This window comes from Mycolicibacterium wolinskyi (assembly GCF_002101965.1).
Classification (GTDB): Bacteria; Actinomycetota; Actinomycetes; order Mycobacteriales; family Mycobacteriaceae; genus Mycobacterium; species Mycobacterium wolinskyi.
The window spans coordinates 248,375-266,948 of sequence record NZ_LQQA01000031.1; the positions used below are offsets into that span (position 1 = coordinate 248,375).

21 protein-coding genes are annotated in these 18,574 nt (G+C 67.8%); 12 read left to right on the plus strand and 9 right to left on the minus strand.

The annotated features are described in order from the left end of the window. Positions 1–78 precede the first annotated feature (78 nt). Genes AWC31_RS28785 through mnhG form a run of 6 tightly spaced genes read left to right on the plus strand, consistent with a single transcriptional unit; the run spans position 79 to position 6,166 of the window. Entirely contained in the window at positions 79–2,964 is a 2,886-nt protein-coding gene (locus AWC31_RS28785; RefSeq protein ID WP_085147703.1) for a Na+/H+ antiporter subunit A, read from the plus strand. After that, on the plus strand, positions 2,961–3,419 hold the full coding sequence (locus AWC31_RS28790) for a Na(+)/H(+) antiporter subunit C (protein ID WP_067849383.1): 459 nt from the start codon (positions 2,961–2,963) through the stop codon (positions 3,417–3,419). The genes AWC31_RS28785 and AWC31_RS28790 overlap by 4 nt, the downstream gene beginning before the upstream one ends. Then, positions 3,416–5,011 carry a Na+/H+ antiporter subunit D gene (locus AWC31_RS28795; RefSeq protein ID WP_085147705.1) on the plus strand — a complete coding sequence of 532 codons (1,596 nt, stop codon included), beginning with the start codon at positions 3,416–3,418 and terminating at the stop codon, positions 5,009–5,011. Before AWC31_RS28790 ends, AWC31_RS28795 begins: the two co-directional genes overlap by 4 nt. Further along, positions 5,008–5,547: a Na+/H+ antiporter subunit E gene (locus AWC31_RS28800; RefSeq protein ID WP_085147707.1), complete on the plus strand. Its 540-nt coding sequence runs from the start codon at positions 5,008–5,010 to the stop codon at positions 5,545–5,547. The genes AWC31_RS28795 and AWC31_RS28800 overlap by 4 nt, the downstream gene beginning before the upstream one ends. Continuing rightward, entirely contained in the window at positions 5,544–5,831 is a 288-nt protein-coding gene (locus AWC31_RS28805) for a monovalent cation/H+ antiporter complex subunit F (RefSeq protein ID WP_067849391.1), read from the plus strand. The genes AWC31_RS28800 and AWC31_RS28805 overlap by 4 nt, the downstream gene beginning before the upstream one ends. Continuing rightward, entirely contained in the window at positions 5,828–6,166 is a 339-nt protein-coding gene (gene mnhG, locus AWC31_RS28810) for a monovalent cation/H(+) antiporter subunit G (RefSeq protein WP_067849394.1), read from the plus strand. The genes AWC31_RS28805 and mnhG overlap by 4 nt, the downstream gene beginning before the upstream one ends. Positions 6,167–6,250: 84 nt before the next feature. Here mnhG and AWC31_RS28815 read toward each other — a convergent pair whose 3' ends face one another. The 6 genes from AWC31_RS28815 to AWC31_RS28840 form a co-directional block, all read right to left on the minus strand. Further along, a complete protein-coding gene (locus AWC31_RS28815) occupies positions 6,251–6,877 on the minus strand; it encodes an LON peptidase substrate-binding domain-containing protein (RefSeq protein ID WP_110775313.1) in 627 nt (208 codons plus the stop codon). A gap of 3 nt (positions 6,878–6,880) precedes the next feature. Continuing rightward, a complete protein-coding gene (locus AWC31_RS28820; RefSeq protein ID WP_085147709.1) occupies positions 6,881–7,309 on the minus strand; it encodes a hypothetical protein in 429 nt (142 codons plus the stop codon). Between the two features lie 9 nt (positions 7,310–7,318). After that, complete coding sequence (locus tag AWC31_RS28825) at positions 7,319–8,449, minus strand: glutamate--cysteine ligase (protein ID WP_085147711.1); 1,131 nt, start codon at positions 8,447–8,449, stop codon at positions 7,319–7,321. Beyond that, the gene (sodC, locus tag AWC31_RS28830) at positions 8,430–9,134 is read right to left on the minus strand and encodes a superoxide dismutase[Cu-Zn] (RefSeq protein WP_085147713.1); all 705 of its coding nucleotides are present in this window, start codon (positions 9,132–9,134) and stop codon (positions 8,430–8,432) included. The genes AWC31_RS28825 and sodC overlap by 20 nt, the downstream gene beginning before the upstream one ends. A 9-nt stretch (positions 9,135–9,143) precedes the next feature. Then, positions 9,144–9,614 (minus strand): LytR C-terminal domain-containing protein, encoded by a 471-nt coding sequence (locus AWC31_RS28835; RefSeq protein ID WP_207626449.1) that lies wholly within the window; start codon positions 9,612–9,614, stop codon positions 9,144–9,146. Positions 9,615–9,689: 75 nt separating this feature from the next. After that, positions 9,690–10,001 (minus strand): nucleoid-associated protein NapA, encoded by a 312-nt coding sequence (locus AWC31_RS28840; protein WP_067849423.1) that lies wholly within the window; start codon positions 9,999–10,001, stop codon positions 9,690–9,692. 137 nt (positions 10,002–10,138) lie between these two features. On the opposite strand from AWC31_RS28840, the gene AWC31_RS28845 reads away from it, so the two are divergent. Together AWC31_RS28845 and AWC31_RS28850 are read left to right on the plus strand one after the other, a co-directional pair. Then, positions 10,139–10,732: a peptide deformylase gene (locus AWC31_RS28845; protein WP_067849425.1), complete on the plus strand. Its 594-nt coding sequence runs from the start codon at positions 10,139–10,141 to the stop codon at positions 10,730–10,732. After that, a complete protein-coding gene (locus tag AWC31_RS28850; RefSeq protein ID WP_085147717.1) occupies positions 10,732–11,649 on the plus strand; it encodes an N-acetylglutamate synthase, CG3035 family in 918 nt (305 codons plus the stop codon). Before AWC31_RS28845 ends, AWC31_RS28850 begins: the two co-directional genes overlap by 1 nt. Here AWC31_RS28850 and AWC31_RS28855 read toward each other — a convergent pair. After that, positions 11,636–12,349 carry an SDR family oxidoreductase gene (locus tag AWC31_RS28855; RefSeq protein WP_085147840.1) on the minus strand — a complete coding sequence of 238 codons (714 nt, stop codon included), beginning with the start codon at positions 12,347–12,349 and terminating at the stop codon, positions 11,636–11,638. The genes AWC31_RS28850 and AWC31_RS28855 overlap by 14 nt on opposite strands. Positions 12,350–12,461: 112 nt before the next feature. Between AWC31_RS28855 and AWC31_RS28860 the strand changes: the two genes are divergently transcribed. The 3 genes from AWC31_RS28860 (at position 12,462) to AWC31_RS28870 (ending at position 15,483) form a co-directional block, all read left to right on the plus strand. After that, positions 12,462–13,316: a LysR family transcriptional regulator gene (locus AWC31_RS28860; RefSeq protein ID WP_085147719.1), complete on the plus strand. Its 855-nt coding sequence runs from the start codon at positions 12,462–12,464 to the stop codon at positions 13,314–13,316. 4 nt (positions 13,317–13,320) lie between these two features. Continuing rightward, on the plus strand, positions 13,321–14,103 hold the full coding sequence (locus AWC31_RS28865; RefSeq protein WP_067849432.1) for an exodeoxyribonuclease III: 783 nt from the start codon (positions 13,321–13,323) through the stop codon (positions 14,101–14,103). 330 nt (positions 14,104–14,433) lie between these two features. Next, on the plus strand, positions 14,434–15,483 hold the full coding sequence (locus AWC31_RS28870; RefSeq protein ID WP_085147722.1) for an MPT63 family protein: 1,050 nt from the start codon (positions 14,434–14,436) through the stop codon (positions 15,481–15,483). A gap of 51 nt (positions 15,484–15,534) precedes the next feature. Here AWC31_RS28870 and AWC31_RS28875 read toward each other — a convergent pair whose 3' ends face one another. Continuing rightward, a complete protein-coding gene (locus AWC31_RS28875) occupies positions 15,535–16,218 on the minus strand; it encodes a hypothetical protein (protein WP_234817028.1) in 684 nt (227 codons plus the stop codon). Between the two features lie 137 nt (positions 16,219–16,355). Between AWC31_RS28875 and AWC31_RS28880 the strand changes: the two genes are divergently transcribed. Continuing rightward, a complete protein-coding gene (locus tag AWC31_RS28880) occupies positions 16,356–16,748 on the plus strand; it encodes a DUF7715 family protein (protein WP_085147841.1) in 393 nt (130 codons plus the stop codon). Between the two features lie 50 nt (positions 16,749–16,798). Here the strand turns inward: AWC31_RS28880 and AWC31_RS28885 are convergent, their stop codons facing one another. Next, positions 16,799–18,556: an MFS transporter gene (locus tag AWC31_RS28885; protein ID WP_085147726.1), complete on the minus strand. Its 1,758-nt coding sequence runs from the start codon at positions 18,554–18,556 to the stop codon at positions 16,799–16,801. Positions 18,557–18,574 lie beyond the last annotated feature (18 nt).

An 18,574-nucleotide genomic window follows, 5' to 3' on the forward strand; every position in this document is an offset into this window, starting at 1 on the left:
TTAGCCACTCATGCCGATGCTCTTCGCGCAAGCGCTCATCGGTAGCCGACACCCCGACCCCAACCCGATCGGAGTGCCATGCTCGCCGTCCTTCTCGCCCACGCGGTCGCCACCGCGGTGGCGCCGCTTCTCGTGGCCAAATGGGGTCGGCTGGCGTTCTATCCGCTTGCGCTCGTGCCGCTCGGCTCGCTCGTGTGGGTCGGTCTGAACTGGCCGAGCCACGACCGGGTCCCGACGCTGCACCTGCCGTGGGTGCCCGAGCTGTCGATGGACATCACGCTGCGCTTCGACTCGCTCGCCGCCATCATGAGCGTGCTGGTGCTCGCCATCGGGGCACTCGTGTTGTTCTACTGCGCCGAGTACTTCCACCACCACGGCGGGAAAGTCGAGAAACGCCTGCCCAGCTTCGCCGCCGAGCTCGTCGCGTTCTCCGGGGCGATGTTCGGCCTGGTGATCAGCGACAACATGCTCGTGCTGTACGTGTTCTGGGAAACCACGACCGTGCTGTCGTTCCTGCTGGTCGGCCACTACGCCGAACGCGCAACGAGCCGCCGTGCGGCCACCCAGGCCCTGCTCGTCACGACGTTCGGCGGGCTGGCCATGCTGGTCGGCATCATCGTGCTCGGCAACCTCGCCGGCACCTACCTGCTGTCGGAACTCATCGCGGCACCGCCCACCGGCGTCGCGGCGTCCATCGGCATCGCGCTCATCCTGATCGGCGCACTGTCGAAATCGGCGATCGTGCCGATGCACTTCTGGCTGCCCGGCGCGATGGCCGCACCGACCCCGGTCAGCGCCTACCTGCACGCCGCCGCCATGGTGAAGGCCGGTGTGTACCTGGTGGCCCGCATGACGCCCGGGTTTGCCGACACCCCGCTCTGGCGGCCGATGGTGATCGGGCTCGGCCTGCTCACCATGTTGCTGGCCGGCTGGCGCGCGGTCCGCGAATACGACTTGAAGCTGATCCTGGCGTTCGGCACGGTCAGCCAGTTGGGCCTGATCACGGTGATGGTCGGCGCGGGCGGCTCGGACATGATGCTGGCCGGCCTGGCCATGCTGTGCGCGCACGCGATGTTCAAAGCCTCGCTGTTCATGGTCGTCGGCGTCATCGACCACGCCACCGGCACGCGCGACATCCGCAGGCTGGCCGGTCTGGGCAGGCAGAACCGCCCACTGCTGATCATCGCGTGCGGCGCCACCGCCAGCATGGCCGCGCTCCCGCCGTTCTTCGGCTTCGTCGCCAAGGAAGCCGATCTGGAGACGGTGCTGCACAGCGCGGCGCTCGGCACGGCCGCGCCGTACGTGCTCACCGGCATCGTGCTCGGCTCGGTCTTCACCACGGTGTACAGCCTGCGGTTCCTCTGGGGTGCGTTCGCCGGCAAAGGATCACCGAAGCCGAGCGTTCGCGTCGCCGAGATGCACCGGCCCCCAATCACTTTCCTGGCCCCACCGGCCGTCCTGTCGGCGGCCGGCCTGCTGTTCGGGCTGTGGCCGGCCGGATTGGACGCAGTGCTCGACGAATACGCCGACACCGTCCCGGGCGGATCGGGCTACCACCTGGCGTTGTGGCACGGTTTCGGTCTGCCGTTGCTGCTGTCGGTTGTGGTGCTCGCGGTCGGCACCGCGCTGTTCGTGGGCCGGCGCCGGCTTCCCCGCACCCGCTGGGCCTACCAGCCGCTGGGCAACGCCGACCGCATCTACGACGCCGTGATCCGCGGCCTCGACGTCGTGTCGGTGCGGCTCACCGCGCAGACACAGCGCGGCTCGCTACCGCAGACGCAGTCGGTGATCCTGCTGACCCTGGTCTTCCTGCCCGTCGTGACGCTCGTGCTCGGCGGTGCCCGCAACCATCCCGACTTCGCGCTGTGGGATTCGCCGCTGCAGGTGGTGGTCGGCTTACTCATGCTGGCCGCGGCGCTGGGTGCCGCGGTGATGCGCAACCGCCTGGCCGCGGTGCTGCTGGTCGGGGTCACCGGCTACGGCTGCGGCGCGATCTTCGCCTTCCACGGCGCACCGGACCTGGCGTTGACCCAATTCCTCGTCGAGACACTGGTTTTGGTGATTTTCGTCCTGGTGCTGCGGACGCTGCCCGCCGAGGCCGACGCGACCAAGATCAACAAGAACCGCCTCCCGCGCGCGTTGCTGGCGCTTGCCGTCGGTGCGGCCGTCACATCGCTCGCGGTGTACGCGATGGCCGCGCGCACCGGGGCGGGCATCGCCGAATTGCTGCCGGACGCCGCCTATTACCGCGGGCACGGCGCCAACACCGTCAACGTGCTGCTGGTCGACATCCGCGCCTGGGACACCATGGGCGAGGTCATGGTGCTGCTCGTCGCGGCGACCGGCGTCGCCTCACTTGTGTTCCGGCACCGCAGGTTCGGCTCGGCACCGCGCGTCAGCACGGCCGTCGGCCAGCCCGACATCGGCCCGGTCGGCGCGTACAGCCCCGCGGTCGGTGACGTCACGTGGCTGCGCGGCAGCGAGCTGCGCGACCCGCGGCACCGCTCACTTGTGCTGGAGGTCGCGACGCGCGTCATCTTCCCGCTCATCATGGTGCTGTCGGCGTACTTCTTCTTCGCCGGGCACAACACCCCGGGCGGCGGCTTCGCCGGCGGCCTCACCGCGGGCCTGGCACTCGTGCTGCGCTACCTGGCCGGTGGCCGCTACGAGCTGGGTGAGACGCTGCCGCTGGACGCCGGCAAGATCCTCGGGACCGGGCTCGCGTTGTCGGCCGGAACCGCGGTCGCCTCACTGCTGGTCGGCGCGCCTGCCCTGTCGTCGGCGCTGGTGCAGTTCGAACTGCCGGTGCTGGGTTCGGTCAAGTTCGTGACCGCCCTGTTCTTCGACCTCGGGGTCTATCTGATCGTGGTCGGGCTCGTACTCGACGTGCTGCGCAGCCTCGGCGCGCGGGTGGACTTGGACCTGGCGGAGACGCCCGCACCGGCGAAGGCGGTGGCACGATGACGACGTTTCTGGTTCCCCTGATCCTCATCGGCGGCCTCACCAGCGCCGGGGTGTATCTGTTGCTCGAACGCAACCTCACGCGAATGCTGTTGGGGCTGTTGTTGATCGGCAACGCGGTGAATCTGCTGATCCTGACGGCCGGCGGCCCTGGCGGCAATCCGCCGATCCGTGACCGCGGCAGCAACGGCGCCACCACCACCGCCGATCCGCTGGCCCAGGGCATGATCCTCACCGCGATCGTCATCAGCATGGGCATCGCGGCGTTCGTGCTCGCGCTCGCGTACCGGTCCTACCGGTTGACCACCGCCGAGGAGGTCACCAACGACCCCGAGGACACCCGAGTTTCGCAGCTGTCGGCTGCCGAGGAGGACGTCATTCCGCTGCCCGACGCGAGCCGCGACACCGACGCGCCGGACGAACTCGACGCGCTGCCCGGATTCGAGGGCTCGAAGTGACCGCACAGACGCTCATTCCGCTGCCGGTGCTGATCCCCGCGATCGCCGCCGCGATCACGCTCGTCGCCGGGCGGCGGCCGCACCTGCAGCGCATCATCACTCAGGTGGCGCTGACGGCGGTGGTCGGCGTGTGCGCGGCGCTGCTGTACCTCGCCGACCGCGACGGGACCCTGGCGCTGCATGTCGGCGGCTGGAGTCAGAGCGTTCCTGGCATGGGTCCGCTCGGCATCACCCTCGTCGTCGACCGCCTCACCGCACTGATGCTGGTGGTGTCGTCGATCGTGCTGCTGGCCGTGGTCGTCTACGCGATCGGCCAGGGTATCCGCGACGGAGACGAACGCCAGCCCGTGTCGATCTTCCTGCCCACCTACCTCGTGCTCTCCGCGGGCGTGTGCACGGCGTTCCTCGCCGGTGACCTGTTCAACCTCTTCGTGGGGTTCGAGGTGCTGCTCGCCGCGAGCTTCGTCCTGTTGACGATCGGGGCCAGCGAGGAACGCGTGCGGGCCGGCATCGCCTACGTGATGGTGTCGATGGTGTCGTCGCTGATCTTCCTGATCGGCATCGCACTGGTCTATGCGGCCACCGGCACGTTGAACATGGCCGAGCTCGCCGTGCGTCTCGACGATGTGCCCGAGGGCACGCGTTCGGCGTTGTTCGCGGTGCTGCTCGTGGCATTCGGCATCAAGGCCGCCGTGTTCCCGCTGTCGACGTGGCTGCCCGACTCCTACCCCACCGCGCCTGCCCCCGTCACCGCGGTGTTCGCCGGTCTGCTGACGAAAGTCGGTGTGTACGCGATCATCCGCGCCCATTCGCTGCTGTTCCCCGGCGGCGGGCTCGACGCTGTCCTGCTGGTGGCCGGGCTGCTGACGATGGTGATCGGCATCCTCGGCGCCATCGCGCAAAGTGATATCAAGCGACTGTTGTCGTTCACGCTCGTCAGCCACATCGGCTACATGGTGTTCGGCATCGCGCTGGCCAATGAGCTCGGGATGTCGGGCGCAATCTACTACGTCGCGCACCACATCGTGGTGCAGACGACACTGTTCCTTGTGGTCGGGCTGATCGAACGCCAGGCGGGTGCGTCGACGCTGCAGCGGCTGGGCGGGCTCGCCGCGGCCAGCCCGGTCCTGGCATTCGTGTTCGTGGTTCCGGCCCTCAATCTCGGTGGGATTCCCCCGTTCTCGGGATTCATCGGCAAGGTCGCGCTGCTGGAGGCCGGTGCCGAGAACGGCTCGGCATTGGCCTGGACGTTGGTGGCAGGCGGCGTCGTCACGAGCTTGTTGACGCTGTACGTGGTGGCCCGGGTCTGGACGAAGGCGTTCTGGCGGGCCCGGGCCGACGCTCCGGAAGGACATCTGGCCGCGGCGGCGCCCGCGGTGCTGCTCGACGACTCCGAGGACATCGAATTCGCCGACCGCGACAACGTGGGACGCATGCCCGTCGGCATGCTGGTGCCCACCGGCGCCCTGATCGCGGTCGGGCTCGTGCTGACGGTGGCGGCAGGCCCGATCTTCGCCTACAGCGAGCGCTCGGCCGCCGAGGTGATCGATCGCGGGCAGTACGTCACGGCGGTGTTGGGAGAGTCTCGATGAGAAGACTCGTGCTGCGCGCCTGGGTGCTGTGCTTCCTGATCATGGTGTGGACGTTGTTGTGGGGCAACGTCTCTGCAGCGAATCTGATCAGCGGGCTGGCCGTCGCGCTGTTGATCACGGTGTTGCTGCCGCTGCCCGCGGTGCCGGTGGAAGGCAAGCTGCATCCGCTGTCGCTGGCCAAACTGGTCGCCTTGGTCGGTTATTACCTGGTGCTGTCGTCGATTCAGGTGGCGTGGTTGGCGGTGCGGCCGGGCCCGCCGCCGCTCACCGCGGTGCTGCGCGCGCACATGCCGCTCAAGTCGGATCTGGTGCTGGCGCTTGCGGTCAACATCATGAATCTGACGCCGGGCAACATCGTCCTGGAGATCGACCAGTCCAGGCGGATGCTGTACGTCCACGTTCTCGATGTCGGTTCCGAACGCTCGGTGAACCGGTTCTACCGCCAGGTCGATCAATTCCAGCGGCTGCTCGTCGCGGCGTTCGAACGCGAATCCGATTGGCAGCCATCGTCCGACAAGGAGGTCGACGCCTCATGAGCTGGGTATGGATCATCGCGGGGATCATGCTCACCGCGGCCGCGGCCGTCACGATGTTCCGGTTGTTGGCCGGCCCGAGCACGCTCGACCGACTGGTCGCCCTCGACACCCTCGTCGCGGTCACGTTGTGTGCGATCGGCACATGGGCCGCGTTCAGCCTGGACACCACGGTCACCTACAGCCTGACCGCACTGGCCTTGATCAGCTTCGTCGGTTCGGTCAGCGTGGCCCGTTTCCGCGTGCCGGACACCGACAATCCGCGGCCGAAACGGAGGCTGCTGTGAACGTTCTCGACATCATCACCGCGATCCTGATTCTCAGCGGCTCGACGCTCGCGCTCACCGCCGCGATCGGTATCGTCCGGTTCCCCGACACCCTTTCGCGCATGCACGCCGCGACCAAGCCCCAGGTGCTCGGCCTGCTGCTGGTGTTGGCGGGTGCCGCGATCCGGCTGCGCGGCCACGCCGACGTCGGCATGGTGATCCTGACCGGACTGTTCACCCTCATCACCGCTCCCGTGATCGCCAATCGCGTCGGCCAATTGGCATACCGCGAGCAGAACATCCGCGACGATCTGCTGACCCGCGACGAGATGGCGGAGTTCGAGGGGCGGGACTGACCGTTCTGCACCCAGGCCGACGCTTTGGTCGATGTCCGCGACGAGGATCGACCACAGCGTCGATCTCGGGCACGCCACCGCGAGCTATTCCGAAAGCTGGAACTCCACCATCGCGGTGACGGTGTCCACCGCTTCGCTCAAGGCTGCCAGCCGCGCGGCCTCGGTCGGCGCGGACAGCACGGAGTAACGGTCGGCCTGCCCCATGGGTAGGCGAGCAGCCAAGGCGTACAAGTGATTCGCCGGGTCGAGCCGGGCAGCGGCCACGATCTCGCGGCTGTGCACGCTCATCCCCTTGGCCTCCCCGATCCGGTCGAACAGAGCGACCATCCGGTCCTCGATCCCCGCGATCTGCGCAGCATCGACCGGGTCGCCGGGTTCGTCGGGCCAGAGCTCGAATTCGGCCCGCGGGTATGGGTCGTCGTCGAGCCAGCGCAGGACCCGAATTCGCTCACCCATCACGCAGGCGAGCCGAAACCGCTCCGCTCCCAGGTTCTGGCAGTCCACGATCCGGGCGAGTGCCCCCACGTCGCACCGTTGATCGCCACCGCCCACCTCGCGGCCGGCGGCGATCAACACCACCCCGAAAGCCGGTTCCGGCATGGCCATGCAGTCGCCGACCATCGCCACGTACCGGGGTTCGAATATCCGCAGCGGCAGTTCCTCACCGGGCAGCATCGCCACCTCGAGCGGGAACATGGGTGTGACAAGCACAGCTCAGCCCGGAACCTTCTTGTTGATCGCTTCGACCACGGTCGCGTCGCGGTCCGAGAGTGCGCACATCGCGCCGATGAAGCTGACCCAGATGAAGGGGTTCTTCTTCATTCCCGGGTAGCCGTTCTCGCTGAGGAGGTCGACCATGCCGCGTTGGGTCGCCTCGTCGAGCGACGCGTATTCGGTGCAGGTGGTCGACATTCCGTTCGGCGGCGGTGTGCTGGCCCCGCTCGGGCCGCCGCCGCCGGGCGATGGTGGCGGCAACAACGGTGTCGACGGCGACGCGGTGCGGGTCGGGGTTCGCTTCGTTGTGGTCGTCGTGGATATGCCGGTCTGATCGGGATCGGCCATCGGCGTGCCGGCCGTGACGTTGCTACAGCCCGCCAGGCCGATCGCCGCGGCGGCGAGCCCGGCCACCATCAAACGCTGCATGCGCCCACCCTATAGCTCAAGTTCCCCGATCAAGGCGTCAACGACTTCACGGAGGTCTCCATCGTTTTCCTCGGCCACGCGGCGTTGCCGTTGATACGAGGCCCCGGAGTGGTAGATGTCGGCCACCGCCGCCAGTTCGTCGCTGCAGTGCAGCGACGCCGCCACCGGCTCGAGGCGGTTCAACAGCTCGTCGAGGTCTTCGGTGACGAGCCGCTCGTTGCTCTCGGCGTCGAGGATGATCACGGCGTCCAACCCGTAACGCGCGGCGCGCCACTTGTTTTCCTGCACATGCCACGGCGGCATGGTCGGCAGTTGCGCCCCGGCGTCGAGCCTGCGGTCCAAGTCGACGATCAGGCAGTGGGTCAGCGCCACGAGCGCCCCCAGTTCGCGGACGTTGGACACGCCGTCGAAGATCCGCACCTCGACCGTGCCCAGATGCGGGGACGGCCGGATGTCCCAACGGATTTCGTTGAGGTGGTCGATGATGCCGGTCTTCTTCTGATCGTGGACGAACCCCTCGAACTCCGGCCACGTCTGGAACTGGAACGGCAACCCCGCCGTCGGCAGTTGCTGGAACATCATCGCCCGGTTGCTGGCGTAGCCGGTGTCTTCGCCCTCCCAGAACGGCGACGATGCCGAGAGCGCCAGCAGATGCGGGTACTGGTTGAGCAGTGAGGAGATGATCGGCATCACCTTGTGCGCCGACGAAATGCCGACGTGCACGTGCACACCCCAGATCAGCATCTGCCGGCCCCACCACTGCGTGCGCTTGATCAGCTCGGCATAGCGCGGCGCGTCGGTGAGCTGTTGTGCCGACCATTTCGCGAACGGATGCGTTCCGGCGCAGAACAATTCCATCCCGCGACCGCGCACGATATTGCGCACGGTGCCGAGCGTGCCGCGCAGGTCGTCCATCGCCTCGCCGGTGTTCTCACAGATCCCGGTGACGATCTCAACGGTGTTGCGCAGCAGCTCTTTGTGGACGTGCGGGTTCTCGCCGATCTCGGCGATCACCGCCGCGGCCTCATTGCTCAGTTCACGGGTGTCGGCGTCGACGAGAGCGAACTCCCATTCGACGCCGACGGTTGGCCGGGGCGACCCGGCGAAATCGATGCGGCTGTCAGCCGGCGCCGATAACACCGCACGCCACCCGACTTCCGGCGTCGCCGGTGGCCATAGTCGTCTGATCGGGACCCGGGGTGCCGTTGACCTGCTGGTAGCGCTCCGGCGGGATGTTGGCGAAGTTGTCGGACTTCTCGTGGATGATGATCGCGGTCTTGGTGCCGGCCTGCAGATCCTCGGCGGTGAAGGCGTCGGTGGTGGTCACGAGCTTGCCCGAACCGTCCTGACGGATCTGCAGCGAGCTGAGATCGCCACTGGCCGGGTGCGCGGTGTGTCCGGGGACCTGGAAATGCCCGCCTGCGGAGTTGAAGTCGGCAGGCGCACCGCCGGTCGGGGCCACCGAGTTGGCCTCACACTTGCCCACCGAGTGGATGTGCAGACCGTGGAATCCGGGAGCCAGCAGACCGGGCGCGGTGGTCTCGACCGTCACGGTGGCGAAGCCGTCGGCGAACTGGAAGTCGGCGGTTGCGACGGACGTGCCGTCAGCGGTCTTGATGTCGGCCGTCAGCGTCTCGCCACCACTCGTCGCACCCGAGCCGTGCTCACCGCCGTGCTCCCCGGCCGGGGCCGTGGGCGAGGGGGATCCGGTCCAGATCGCAGGAGTGGTACCGGGCTGGGTGGCCACCGGTTCGTTGGGGGCGCATGCACTCAACGCAACAACGGGGGCGGCGAACAGGACGGCGACACCGACGGACTTCAGCATGGCCAAAGCCTAACCGGTGACCACCACGATGACGCCCGGTGGTTGCTCGGCAAGTTCGGGACGCCGCGGTTCGACCGGAGCATCGAGCAGCTTGCCCACTTCTTCGGCCGATGCCTGCTCACCCGGCGCCTCGCCGAAGAACACGGTCGTACCCGCGACACCCTCCATCGTCAGGTTGCCGGTCTCGGTGACGTTCCACTGGGCGTCGCGCAACCGGGTGGCGGTGCCTTCGGCCGCGCCTGCGACGTCGGAGATGTTGTAGACGCGCACTTCGGCCTTGGCCGCGGGTTCGGGCTCGGCTTTCGGCGAGGATTTCGGCGGTGTGGTCGTCGTCGCGGTCGCGACGGTCGACTGCTGATCCGAGGAGTCGTCGTCGGATCCGATCGCCTGGAACCCGACCAAGAGAAACACCACCCCGAGGAACAACAGCACCATCACCATGGCGCGCAGGGGTAGCCCGGACGACTCTCGCTGATTCATTGCGTCCACTGTATCGAGCGCATGGCCCGAACCGTCACACCGGCCATCTGTCCTCCTCGCGTGCGGGAGCGACCGTCAGGTGTTGATATCGAAGCCGAGCCGCCGCGCGGCCCGCGCCTTCTGCCGCGTGGCCCGCATCCGGCGCAGACGCTTGACCAGCATGGGATCGGCGGCCAACGCCTCTGGCCGGTCGACGAGTGCATTGAGCACCTGGTAGTAGCGCGTGGCCGACATGGAAAACAGCTCTTTGATCGCGTCTTCCTTGCTACCTGCGTACTTCCACCATTGGCGTTCGAACGCCAAAATATCGTGTTCGCGCCGGGTGAGCCCATCGGTCAGATCAGAGTCGTCCCCGGATTGCTCAGTCCGCGCCATGGCGCCGTCCATATTGCTCCCTGGACCCTTCCGACACTCGAAAAATTACATCGCTGTGGTTCGGGCAGTATTCAACCACGGCTTGCTGGCTTGAGGTGACACCTGAGCCCGCGAGTCGGACGTGAAGGATTTCCGCCTAAGCTTCCCCCGTGCCCGTCGTACCGATTCGCATTGTCGGAGATCCCGTTCTGCACACCCCGACCGAGCCGGTTCCGGTCGGGGCGGACGGTTCGCTGCCGCCGGACCTGCCCGAGCTCATCCAGACGATGTTCGACACCATGGACGCCGCCAACGGGGTTGGCTTGGCCGCCAACCAGATCGGTGTCGCCAAGCGGTTGTTCGTCTACGACTGCGCCGAAACCCGGGGCAGCCGGGCGCGCAAGCGCGGCGTGATCATCAACCCGGTGCTGGAGACCTCGGAAGTTCCCGAGACGATGCCCGATCCCGATGACGACGAGGAAGGCTGCCTGTCGGTGCCGGGCGAGAACTTCCCGACCGGCCGGGCCGACTGGGCGCGCGTGACGGGTCTCGACGCCGACGGTTCGGAGATCACGCTCGAGGGCACCGATCTGTTTGCCCGCATGCTTCAGCACGAGACCGGGCACCTCGACGGTTTTCTCTACATCGACCGGCTCGTCGGCCGACATGCGCGCGCGGCGAAAAAGGCCGTGAAGCGCAACGGCTGGGGCGTACCCGGCCTGTCCTGGATGCCAGGCGAGGATCCCGACCCGTTCGGTCACTGATGCCCGCCCTTCCTGCCGTCGGCAGCCGGGTGAGCCTGCGTTATCGCCTACCGGCCGGCTCGGCCAAACCGCTCACCGACGTCATCGGGCACATCGAACAAACCGAACCGACGGTGCGCGTGCGCACGAAGTCCGGCGAACTCGTCGACGTCGCACCCGCCGACATCCTCAGCGTGCGCGAGCTCTCCCACGCCCCGGTGCGCGCGTCGGAGATCCGCGCCCTCGAACACGCGGCCGCACTGGCCTGGCCGGGTACCGAACACCGGTGGCACCGCGGCTGGCTCCTGCGCGCGGGCCTCGGCGCCACCAGCCGTGCGAATTCTGCTGTCCCACTCGATCTTTCGGCACAGATCGCCGATGTGCCTGCGATCGTCGACTGGTATCGCGCCCGCGATCTGCCGGCCTGGCTGGCGCTGCCGGAGCGGCTGCTGCCGATCCGGGCCGTAGGCATCAAACCGACCCGCGTGATGGTGCGCGACATCCCCGCCACTGTCACGCCAGCGCAACCCTTGACGCCGAATGTCACGCTGGCGTGGCAACCGGACGAGCAGTGGCTGCGAATCTACGAACGCGACGTACCCGTCGAGGTGTTGACCGCCGTGGTCGACGGCACGCTGACGTTCGCCTCGGCCGCCGACCGCGCGGTGGGGCGCGGCGCGGTGACGGCTGCACCGGATGGCACGAAGTGGCTTGGCATTTCGTCGGTGCGGGTCGCACCGGACTACCGCCGACAGGGGCACGCCCGCGCGGTGTGCACGACGCTCCTGGACTGGGGCGCCGAGCTCGGCGCTCAGCATGCCTATGTCCAGGTCGAAACCGACAACGCGCCGGCCATCACGCTCTACACCGCATTGGGTTTCCGGCTGCACCACCACACCAGCTACGTGGCCGCCGAGGACGTGATCACGCCGCAGTGATGCTGCCGCCGCCGTCGACCCGGATGATCTGGCCGGTGAGATAGCCCGCGTCCTCGTCGAGCAGGGCGCAGATGGCATGGGCGATCTCGCGGGGTTTGCCGACGCGGCGCATCGGGATCGTGTTCAGAAAACGCTGCTCGCGTTCGGATCCCTCGGGGCTGCGCTGCCGGTACATCTCGGTCTCGGTCGGCCCGGGCGCCACGGCGTTGACGGTGATGCCTTTGGTCGCGAGTTCGCCGGCCCATATGCGGGTGGCCGCTTCGAGCGCGGCCTTCGATGCGGCGTACGGGGTGCGCTCGGCTGTGCCGAGCGTGGTCAGACTCGTCACGTTGACGATGCGCCCCCAGCCTTTGGCCAGCATCCCCGGAAGCACGGCCTGGACAACCTGCACCGCGGTCCGCACGTTCACGTCGTAGTTGAGGGACAGGTCGTCGAGGTCGATGCTGCCGATGCGGGCGAATGTAGCCAGACCGACATTGTTGACCACCGCGTCGACCGGTCCGTCGGCAATGACGGTGGCCAACGCGACGTCGGTGCCCGCACGGTCGCCCAGGTCGACCTCGATCAGCTTGCCGGGAAAGCCCGGCGAGGCCGATCGGGCAAATCCGACCGGTTCATGGCCGGCCGCTGCGAGCCGGTCGGCCACCGCTCGGCCGATGCCTTTCGATGCCCCGGTGATCAGAACTCGTCGTGCTGTCATGCCCATTCCCTTCGATGTGGTCAATGCGTATTACGTAAACGTTCTGCATCCCGGCTTCTTCCATGTCATATCTGGTATAGCTGCATGTAGATTGCGCATACCGGAGGTTGTTGTGCCGACCCTGCTTCAGCTCAAGGCGTTCCTCGCGGTCGTCGACGACGGTGGATTCACCGCGGCCGGCCGTCGGCTCAACCTGTCTCAACCTGCGGTCAGCCGGGCCGTCGCAAGCCTCGAGAACGAACTGGGTCTGCCGCTGCTGCGGCGCCATCGCGATGGCGTGTCGCTCACCGCCGCGGGTGATCGCGCCGTGGTCCACGCCCGCCACGCCGTGCAGCACATGGAGGCGATGCGCCTCGAGGTCGCGGCCCTGGCCGGTGAACTCACCGGCACACTGCGGGTGGCCAGCCTGCCGTTTGCGACCGGGACGGCGGTCGCGCCGTGGCTGCGTGTGTTCCGCGATGCCCACCCCCGAGTCACCGTGCACCTGTTGGAAGGCAGTGAACCCGAGATCCGCAGCTGGCTGGATCGCGGCGCTGCCGACGTCGGCGTCGTGAGTCTGCCGGCACCCGAGTTCGAGACCGCGCTGCTCGGCGTGAACGAGATGGTGGCGGTCCTGCCGGCGGGCCACCGGCTCGCCGGGCTCGACGCGATCACCTATGCCGACCTCGCGGGCGAACCCTTCATCCGGTCGACGGGCGGCTGCTCGGCGGTGTTCACTCCGGTCGCCGAGAAGGTGGGCGTCGCACTCGGTGCCGACTTCGAAGCGCACGAGATGACCGCCGTCATCGACATGGTGCGCTCGGGTCTCGGGCTGAGCATCCTTCCTGAGCTGCCGGGCCCGGCGCCCGGAATCGTCACCCGCCCACTGGTGCCCGCCACGACCCGCACCCTTGCGCTTGCGGCGCCGGCCACCGCCGGCCCGCCCGCCCGCGCATTCCTGCGACAGGTCGCCGCCCGTACGCTCTAAGGCCATGCGGCTGGCCACCTGGAACGTCAACTCGATCCGTGCCCGCGTCGACCGGGTCACCGACTGGTTGGCGCGCGCCGACGTGGACGTGCTGGCGATGCAAGAGACCAAGTGCGCCGACGACCAGTTCCCCACCATGCCGTTCGCCGCGCTCGGTTACGACGTGGTCCACCACGGGCACAACCAGTGGAACGGTGTCGCGATCGCGTCCCGCGTCGGCCTGGAGGACGTGCAACTGGGCTTCGACAGCCAACCCGCGTGGGAAGCCGCCGCCGAGGCCCGGGCACTGGCCGCGACCTGCGCCGGCGTTCGGGTGTGGAGCCTCTACATCCCCAACGGCCGCACCGTCGGCTCCCCGCACTACGCGTACAAGCTGGAATGGCTTGCCGCACTTCGCGACAACGCACAGAAGTGGTTGGCCGACGATCCGCAGGCACAGATCGCGCTCGTGGGCGACTGGAACATCGCGCCCACCGACGAGGACGTGTGGGACATCGAGGTCTTCAAACACTCGACCCATGTCACGGCGTTGGAGCGGTCGGCGTTCACCGCGATCGTCGAGGCGCAATACGCCGACGTGGTGCGGCCTTTCACGCCGGGTCCGGGCGTCTACACATATTGGGACTACACCCAACTGCGGTTTCCGAAACGTCAGGGCATGCGGATCGACTTCATCCTGGGGTCGCCCGCATTGGCGCAACGAGTGACGCACGCCGAAATCGTGCGCGAGGAACGTAAAGGCAAATCCCCCAGTGATCATGCGCCCGTTCTGGTGGACCTGAACTGACGCGCGAACGAAACAGAAAGTAAGCGAAGGTTTCGCCAATAGTTCGCAATCGAATTCTTTTCGTTCATCGTTGCCGCAGCTCTTGTTCACGAGCGTCGACGTGAAGAGCAGGCAACGCCGCAGTACCCCTTCCATCTGGAGAAAAAGGACTTCCGCAACCTTGGTCCCGGTGATCTTGCCGTCGCGCGGCCCGGCGATTCGCCGCCCGGAATTGGCGTCCGATACGGCGTTAAAGGTTTCGTACCATTAATTCGACTGCTAGCTTCGCTGGCAGGTGACCGCCCAGTTCGGGGGAAGCCGTCAACCGACGACTCAGGGAGTGACCGCAACATGAAAATCTCGACGTTGACCGCGGCCGTCGCCGCAGCGCTGGCCACAGCCGGAGCGGCAGGCACCGCGGGTATGGCAACCGCATTCGCCGACGCCGCCGCAACAGCCAGCAGCCAGCTCGGCAGCCAGGCCAAGTTGGAAAACGGTGCCGTGGTGCAGGCCTGGACGATCAGCGACCTCAAGCCGAGCAGCGACACGATTCCCTACGCGGTGCGCGGCACGCTGTGGGAGGCCACCGCCACCGACGAGGCGATCCAGGGCTCCGTGACGCCGATCGTCTCCAACCTGAACGCGCGGGCCGCAGACGGTGAGAACTACCGCGTGCTGTTCCAGGTCGCCACGCCGCAGGGCGTCAACCCGGCGACCCTGGCCCAGGGTCAAAAGACCACGGGCAAGGTCTATTTCGACGTCACCGGCGACAAGCCGACGAGCGTCGTCTACAACGCAGGTGGCCAGGATCTCGCGACCTGGACGGCACCTGCCCCGTCGGCACCGGCACCGTCCGGGTCCCGATCGGTTCCGATCCGCTCCGCACCGGTTGCGACCGCACCTGCCGCACCCGTCGCCTCGACTCCCGCGCCGGCCGCCCCGGCTCCGGTGCCCGCGGCGAACACTCCGGCGCCGGCCGCCACGGCGCCGGGCGCCGGAACCCGGGCGACCGACCTGCCGGGCAGCACCGTGGACTCACCGCTGCCGGAAGGCAGCCAGGGCACACCGCTGCCGGCAGACGCACCGGGCACGCCGCTGCCCGCCGATGCGCCGGCACCCGAAGGCAGCCAGGGCACCCCGTTGCCGGCAGGCGTCCAGGTCGCCCCCGCTCCGGCGGCACCCGCACCAGCGGCGCCCGCACCAGCGGCGCCCGCTCCGGCCGCACCTGCCCCGGGCGCACCCGCCGCTCCGGCTCCCGCGCCCGCTCCAGCCGCACCACCGGCACCTGGCGCTCCCGCGCCGACGACGCCGGTTCCCGCCGGCACCGAGGCACCGCCGCTGACGGCCGGTGGAATCCCGACGCTCGTGCCTGCGGCAGTTCAAGGCACACCGGCCCCCTGACGATGTGAGCTGAATGCCGGTGGCGCCGCTGCGCCGCCGGCATTCATGCGTCTACGAGTGCGACGACCACCACGCATACAACTCGGGGAAGGTCGGGCCGGCCTCGTCCGCGTGGACCTGGCTCAGCACCATGCTGGCCTCATCGGTCCAGGCCACCATCGGGCGCCCCTGCTGCGTACCGCAGAACAGGATGCCGCTGACCTGATCGGGTGTCGCGTTGCGACGCCACGGGCCAGGCGATTGGATGCGGCCCGGGCACACGACGGTGGTCGATGATGCGACGACCTGATCGAAAGCGTCACTGAGAGCGGCCTTGTCGCTCAACAACGTGTACGTCGCCCGCGGTGGGCCGCTCGGGTCGGTGTTCTCGCCACACGTCACCGTCGCGATTGCATCCGGCGCGGACGGCGCCGCGGGGGTGCACGCGTCCGGCGAGTAGCCGGCAGGCAGCAGTTGCGCCAAGCGGCGCTGCGCTTGCGGATCGGTCGTCCCGGTGGATTCGGTTGCCCCAGAAGTGGTTTCACTCGGCGGTTCCGGACGCAGCAGCCACACCACGAGTGCCAACACGGCGACCACGACCACCAACGCCGCCGACGCGATGAGCGCGGGCTTAAGCCACCGCCTGCGTTTCAGCCCCCGCGGCAGTACCGAGGCCCGCCGGGCCTCGTCGAGTTCGAAGAGTTGATCCCACATCGGCTCGGGCCGCCACGGGTCTGGCGGCGGGGACGTACTCATCGCTGCACCTCCGTCGCACCCCGGTGCCGCCACCCGTCGGCACCATGCAAATGGTAGGTGACGCTTGCAAACCCGGACACGGCTCGATGTCGGTGCACCCCCGTAGCGTGCACCCCATCCCGACCGTGGAGGTACCCGTGAAGATTCTGGTGGCAACCGAGTTCACCCAAGGCATGGAGCCCGACGACTATCACTACTGCGTGGAAGGCGAGCTCGTGTGGGTACAGGAACCATGTACGCGCGACCGCGACGATGCTCGCGGGTCCTGTGGCTGCGGCCGCGCATTCGCGGGTGCCGCCTCACACCGGGCCACCACGACGGCGCTCGTCACGGAGTCCGAGAGGACGCGCGACGACGTCGTGCTCGCCTTTCAGACCAGCCTGTCCGACGGCGGTTGGCCGGTCGAATGGGCCGAGGCCGTCACGGACGAAAACTTGGAGATCGCCGCGCATTTCCCGGCGGAGTCGGTGATCGGACGCCGGCTCGACGGATTCCTGCTGCGCGCCGTCACGATCGGTGGGGCGAGCTAGGCCTGATTGTCGGCTCCCGCCTCTCAGGCCTGATTGTCGGCTCCTGCCTCTCAGGCCTGATTGTCGGCTCCTGCCTCCGTCCCATAGCGGCCCGCGTTGAACAACGACGCCACCGCGCCGATCACCATCATCACCGCGGCCGCGACGAACACCACCGTCAGCCCGGCATGGAACGGCTCGGTGATGAGCTGCGGGAAGAACTGCTGACCGGTCAGCACCTCGGCGTTGACGCCGGGCTGCTGAAGGGCGTGTGACGGGGCCAGCAGTTCGGCGATCGGGTTGTAGCCCAGGAAGGCCGCGAACAGGCTGCCCACGGGTGGCATATTCGCCACGTCGTGGGCGACCGCGGACGAAACACCCTGTTGTTCAAGGCCGGAACTCATCGCGGTGGGCAGGCTTCCGGCGAGCCCGACGATCATCAGCGAGAAGAAGATGCCGATGGAAAGCGACGAGCCGGCGTTGAAGAACGTCGCCCGCACGCCGGAGGCCGACCCGCGTTCGGCCGCCGGCACCGCCGACATGATCGACGCAGTGTTGGGTGCGGTGAAGATGCCGCCACCCAGGCCGTTGAGGAACACCAGCAGTGCGAACAGCCAGTAGTCGAAGTTGACCGGGATCATCACCAGCGCAACGAAGGTAACCGCCATCAACAGCATGCCGCCGACGGTGAACGGCCGTGCGCCGTACCGGTCCGACAGGGTGCCGGCAAGCGGACCCGACACCAGGAACCCGACCGTCATGGGCAGCATGTAGATCCCGGCCCACAGCGGTGTGGACTCAAAGCTGTAGCCATGCAACGGAAGCCAGATGCCCTGAAGCCAGATGATCAACATGAACTGCAATCCGCCGCGGCCCACCGAGGACATCAGCCCGGCGAGGTTTCCCATGCCGAACGCGGTCGACCGGAACAGCCGGATGTTCATCATCGGGTTCGGCACGCGAAGTTCGATGGCACAGAACAGCACCAGCAGGCCCAGCCCCGCCGCGATCGACCCGAACACCCACGGGTTGGTCCAACCGGTCGTGGAATCACCGTAGGGCTGGATGCCATAGGTGATGCCGGTGAGCAGCACGGTCAACCCGACGCCGAAGGTGAGGGTTCCGGCCCAGTCGAGCCGTCCCGGGGTGCGCACGCCGAGTTCCTTGAGCGAGCGGTAACTCCAGATGGTGCCCAGGACCCCGACGGGCACGCCCACCCAGAAAATGGCACGCCAGTCCCATTCGGAGAGCACGCCACCGATCAACAGGCCGAGGAACGATCCGGCGACCGCAGACACCATGTTGACGCCGAGCGCCATACCGCGCTGGTTGGCGGGGAACGCGTCGGTGAGGATCGCCGACGACGAGGCCATCAGCATTGCCCCGCCGACACCCTGCACCACGCGCCACGCGATCAGCCACACCGCGCCGCCCCCGAAGTCGAACGGGTCCACCGACAGTGCGACCGCGGCGACCGTGAACACCACGAAGCCGAGGTTGTAGATGCGGACCCGGCCGTACATGTCGCCGAGCCGGCCGAACAGCACCACCAGCACGGCCGTCACCACGAGGTAGCCCATCAGCATCCACAGCAGATAGCTGACGTTGGCCGGAGCGAGCGGGTTCAGCCCGATCCCGCGGAAGATCGCGGGCAGCGAGATCAACACGATGGAGGCGTTGATGGTCGCAAGAAGGGTGCCCAGTGTGGTGTTGGACAGCACGATCCACTTGTAGAAGGGGTGATCGCGGTCCATGCGCATGCGTCGGGTCGCGGTCACGGCCTGGGCCGCGTCAACGCTCCCGGCAGCTTTCGTCGTCTCAGTCGTCATTCCGTCTTCGCTTTACGT

What these genes read in the sequence shown, in the direction of transcription:
- AWC31_RS28785 (WP_085147703.1), top strand. Translation starts at nt 79, where the DNA reads ATGCTCGCCGTCCTTCTCGCCCACGCGGTCGCCACCGCGGTGGCGCCG.
- AWC31_RS28790 (WP_067849383.1), top strand. Translation starts at nt 2,961, where the DNA reads ATGACGACGTTTCTGGTTCCCCTGATCCTCATCGGCGGCCTCACCAGC.
- AWC31_RS28800 (WP_085147707.1), top strand. Translation starts at nt 5,008, where the DNA reads ATGAGAAGACTCGTGCTGCGCGCCTGGGTGCTGTGCTTCCTGATCATG.
- AWC31_RS28805 (WP_067849391.1), top strand. Translation starts at nt 5,544, where the DNA reads ATGAGCTGGGTATGGATCATCGCGGGGATCATGCTCACCGCGGCCGCG.
- AWC31_RS28820 (WP_085147709.1), bottom strand. Translation starts at nt 7,309, where the DNA reads ATGCAGCGTTTGATGGTGGCCGGGCTCGCCGCCGCGGCGATCGGCCTG.
- sodC (WP_085147713.1), bottom strand. Translation starts at nt 9,134, where the DNA reads ATGCTGAAGTCCGTCGGTGTCGCCGTCCTGTTCGCCGCCCCCGTTGTT.
- AWC31_RS28835 (WP_207626449.1), bottom strand. Translation starts at nt 9,614, where the DNA reads ATGAATCAGCGAGAGTCGTCCGGGCTACCCCTGCGCGCCATGGTGATG.
- AWC31_RS28840 (WP_067849423.1), bottom strand. Translation starts at nt 10,001, where the DNA reads ATGGACGGCGCCATGGCGCGGACTGAGCAATCCGGGGACGACTCTGAT.
- AWC31_RS28850 (WP_085147717.1), top strand. Translation starts at nt 10,732, where the DNA reads ATGCCCGCCCTTCCTGCCGTCGGCAGCCGGGTGAGCCTGCGTTATCGC.
- AWC31_RS28855 (WP_085147840.1), bottom strand. Translation starts at nt 12,349, where the DNA reads ATGACAGCACGACGAGTTCTGATCACCGGGGCATCGAAAGGCATCGGC.
- AWC31_RS28865 (WP_067849432.1), top strand. Translation starts at nt 13,321, where the DNA reads ATGCGGCTGGCCACCTGGAACGTCAACTCGATCCGTGCCCGCGTCGAC.
- AWC31_RS28870 (WP_085147722.1), top strand. Translation starts at nt 14,434, where the DNA reads ATGAAAATCTCGACGTTGACCGCGGCCGTCGCCGCAGCGCTGGCCACA.
- AWC31_RS28875 (WP_234817028.1), bottom strand. Translation starts at nt 16,218, where the DNA reads ATGAGTACGTCCCCGCCGCCAGACCCGTGGCGGCCCGAGCCGATGTGG.
- AWC31_RS28885 (WP_085147726.1), bottom strand. Translation starts at nt 18,556, where the DNA reads ATGACGACTGAGACGACGAAAGCTGCCGGGAGCGTTGACGCGGCCCAG.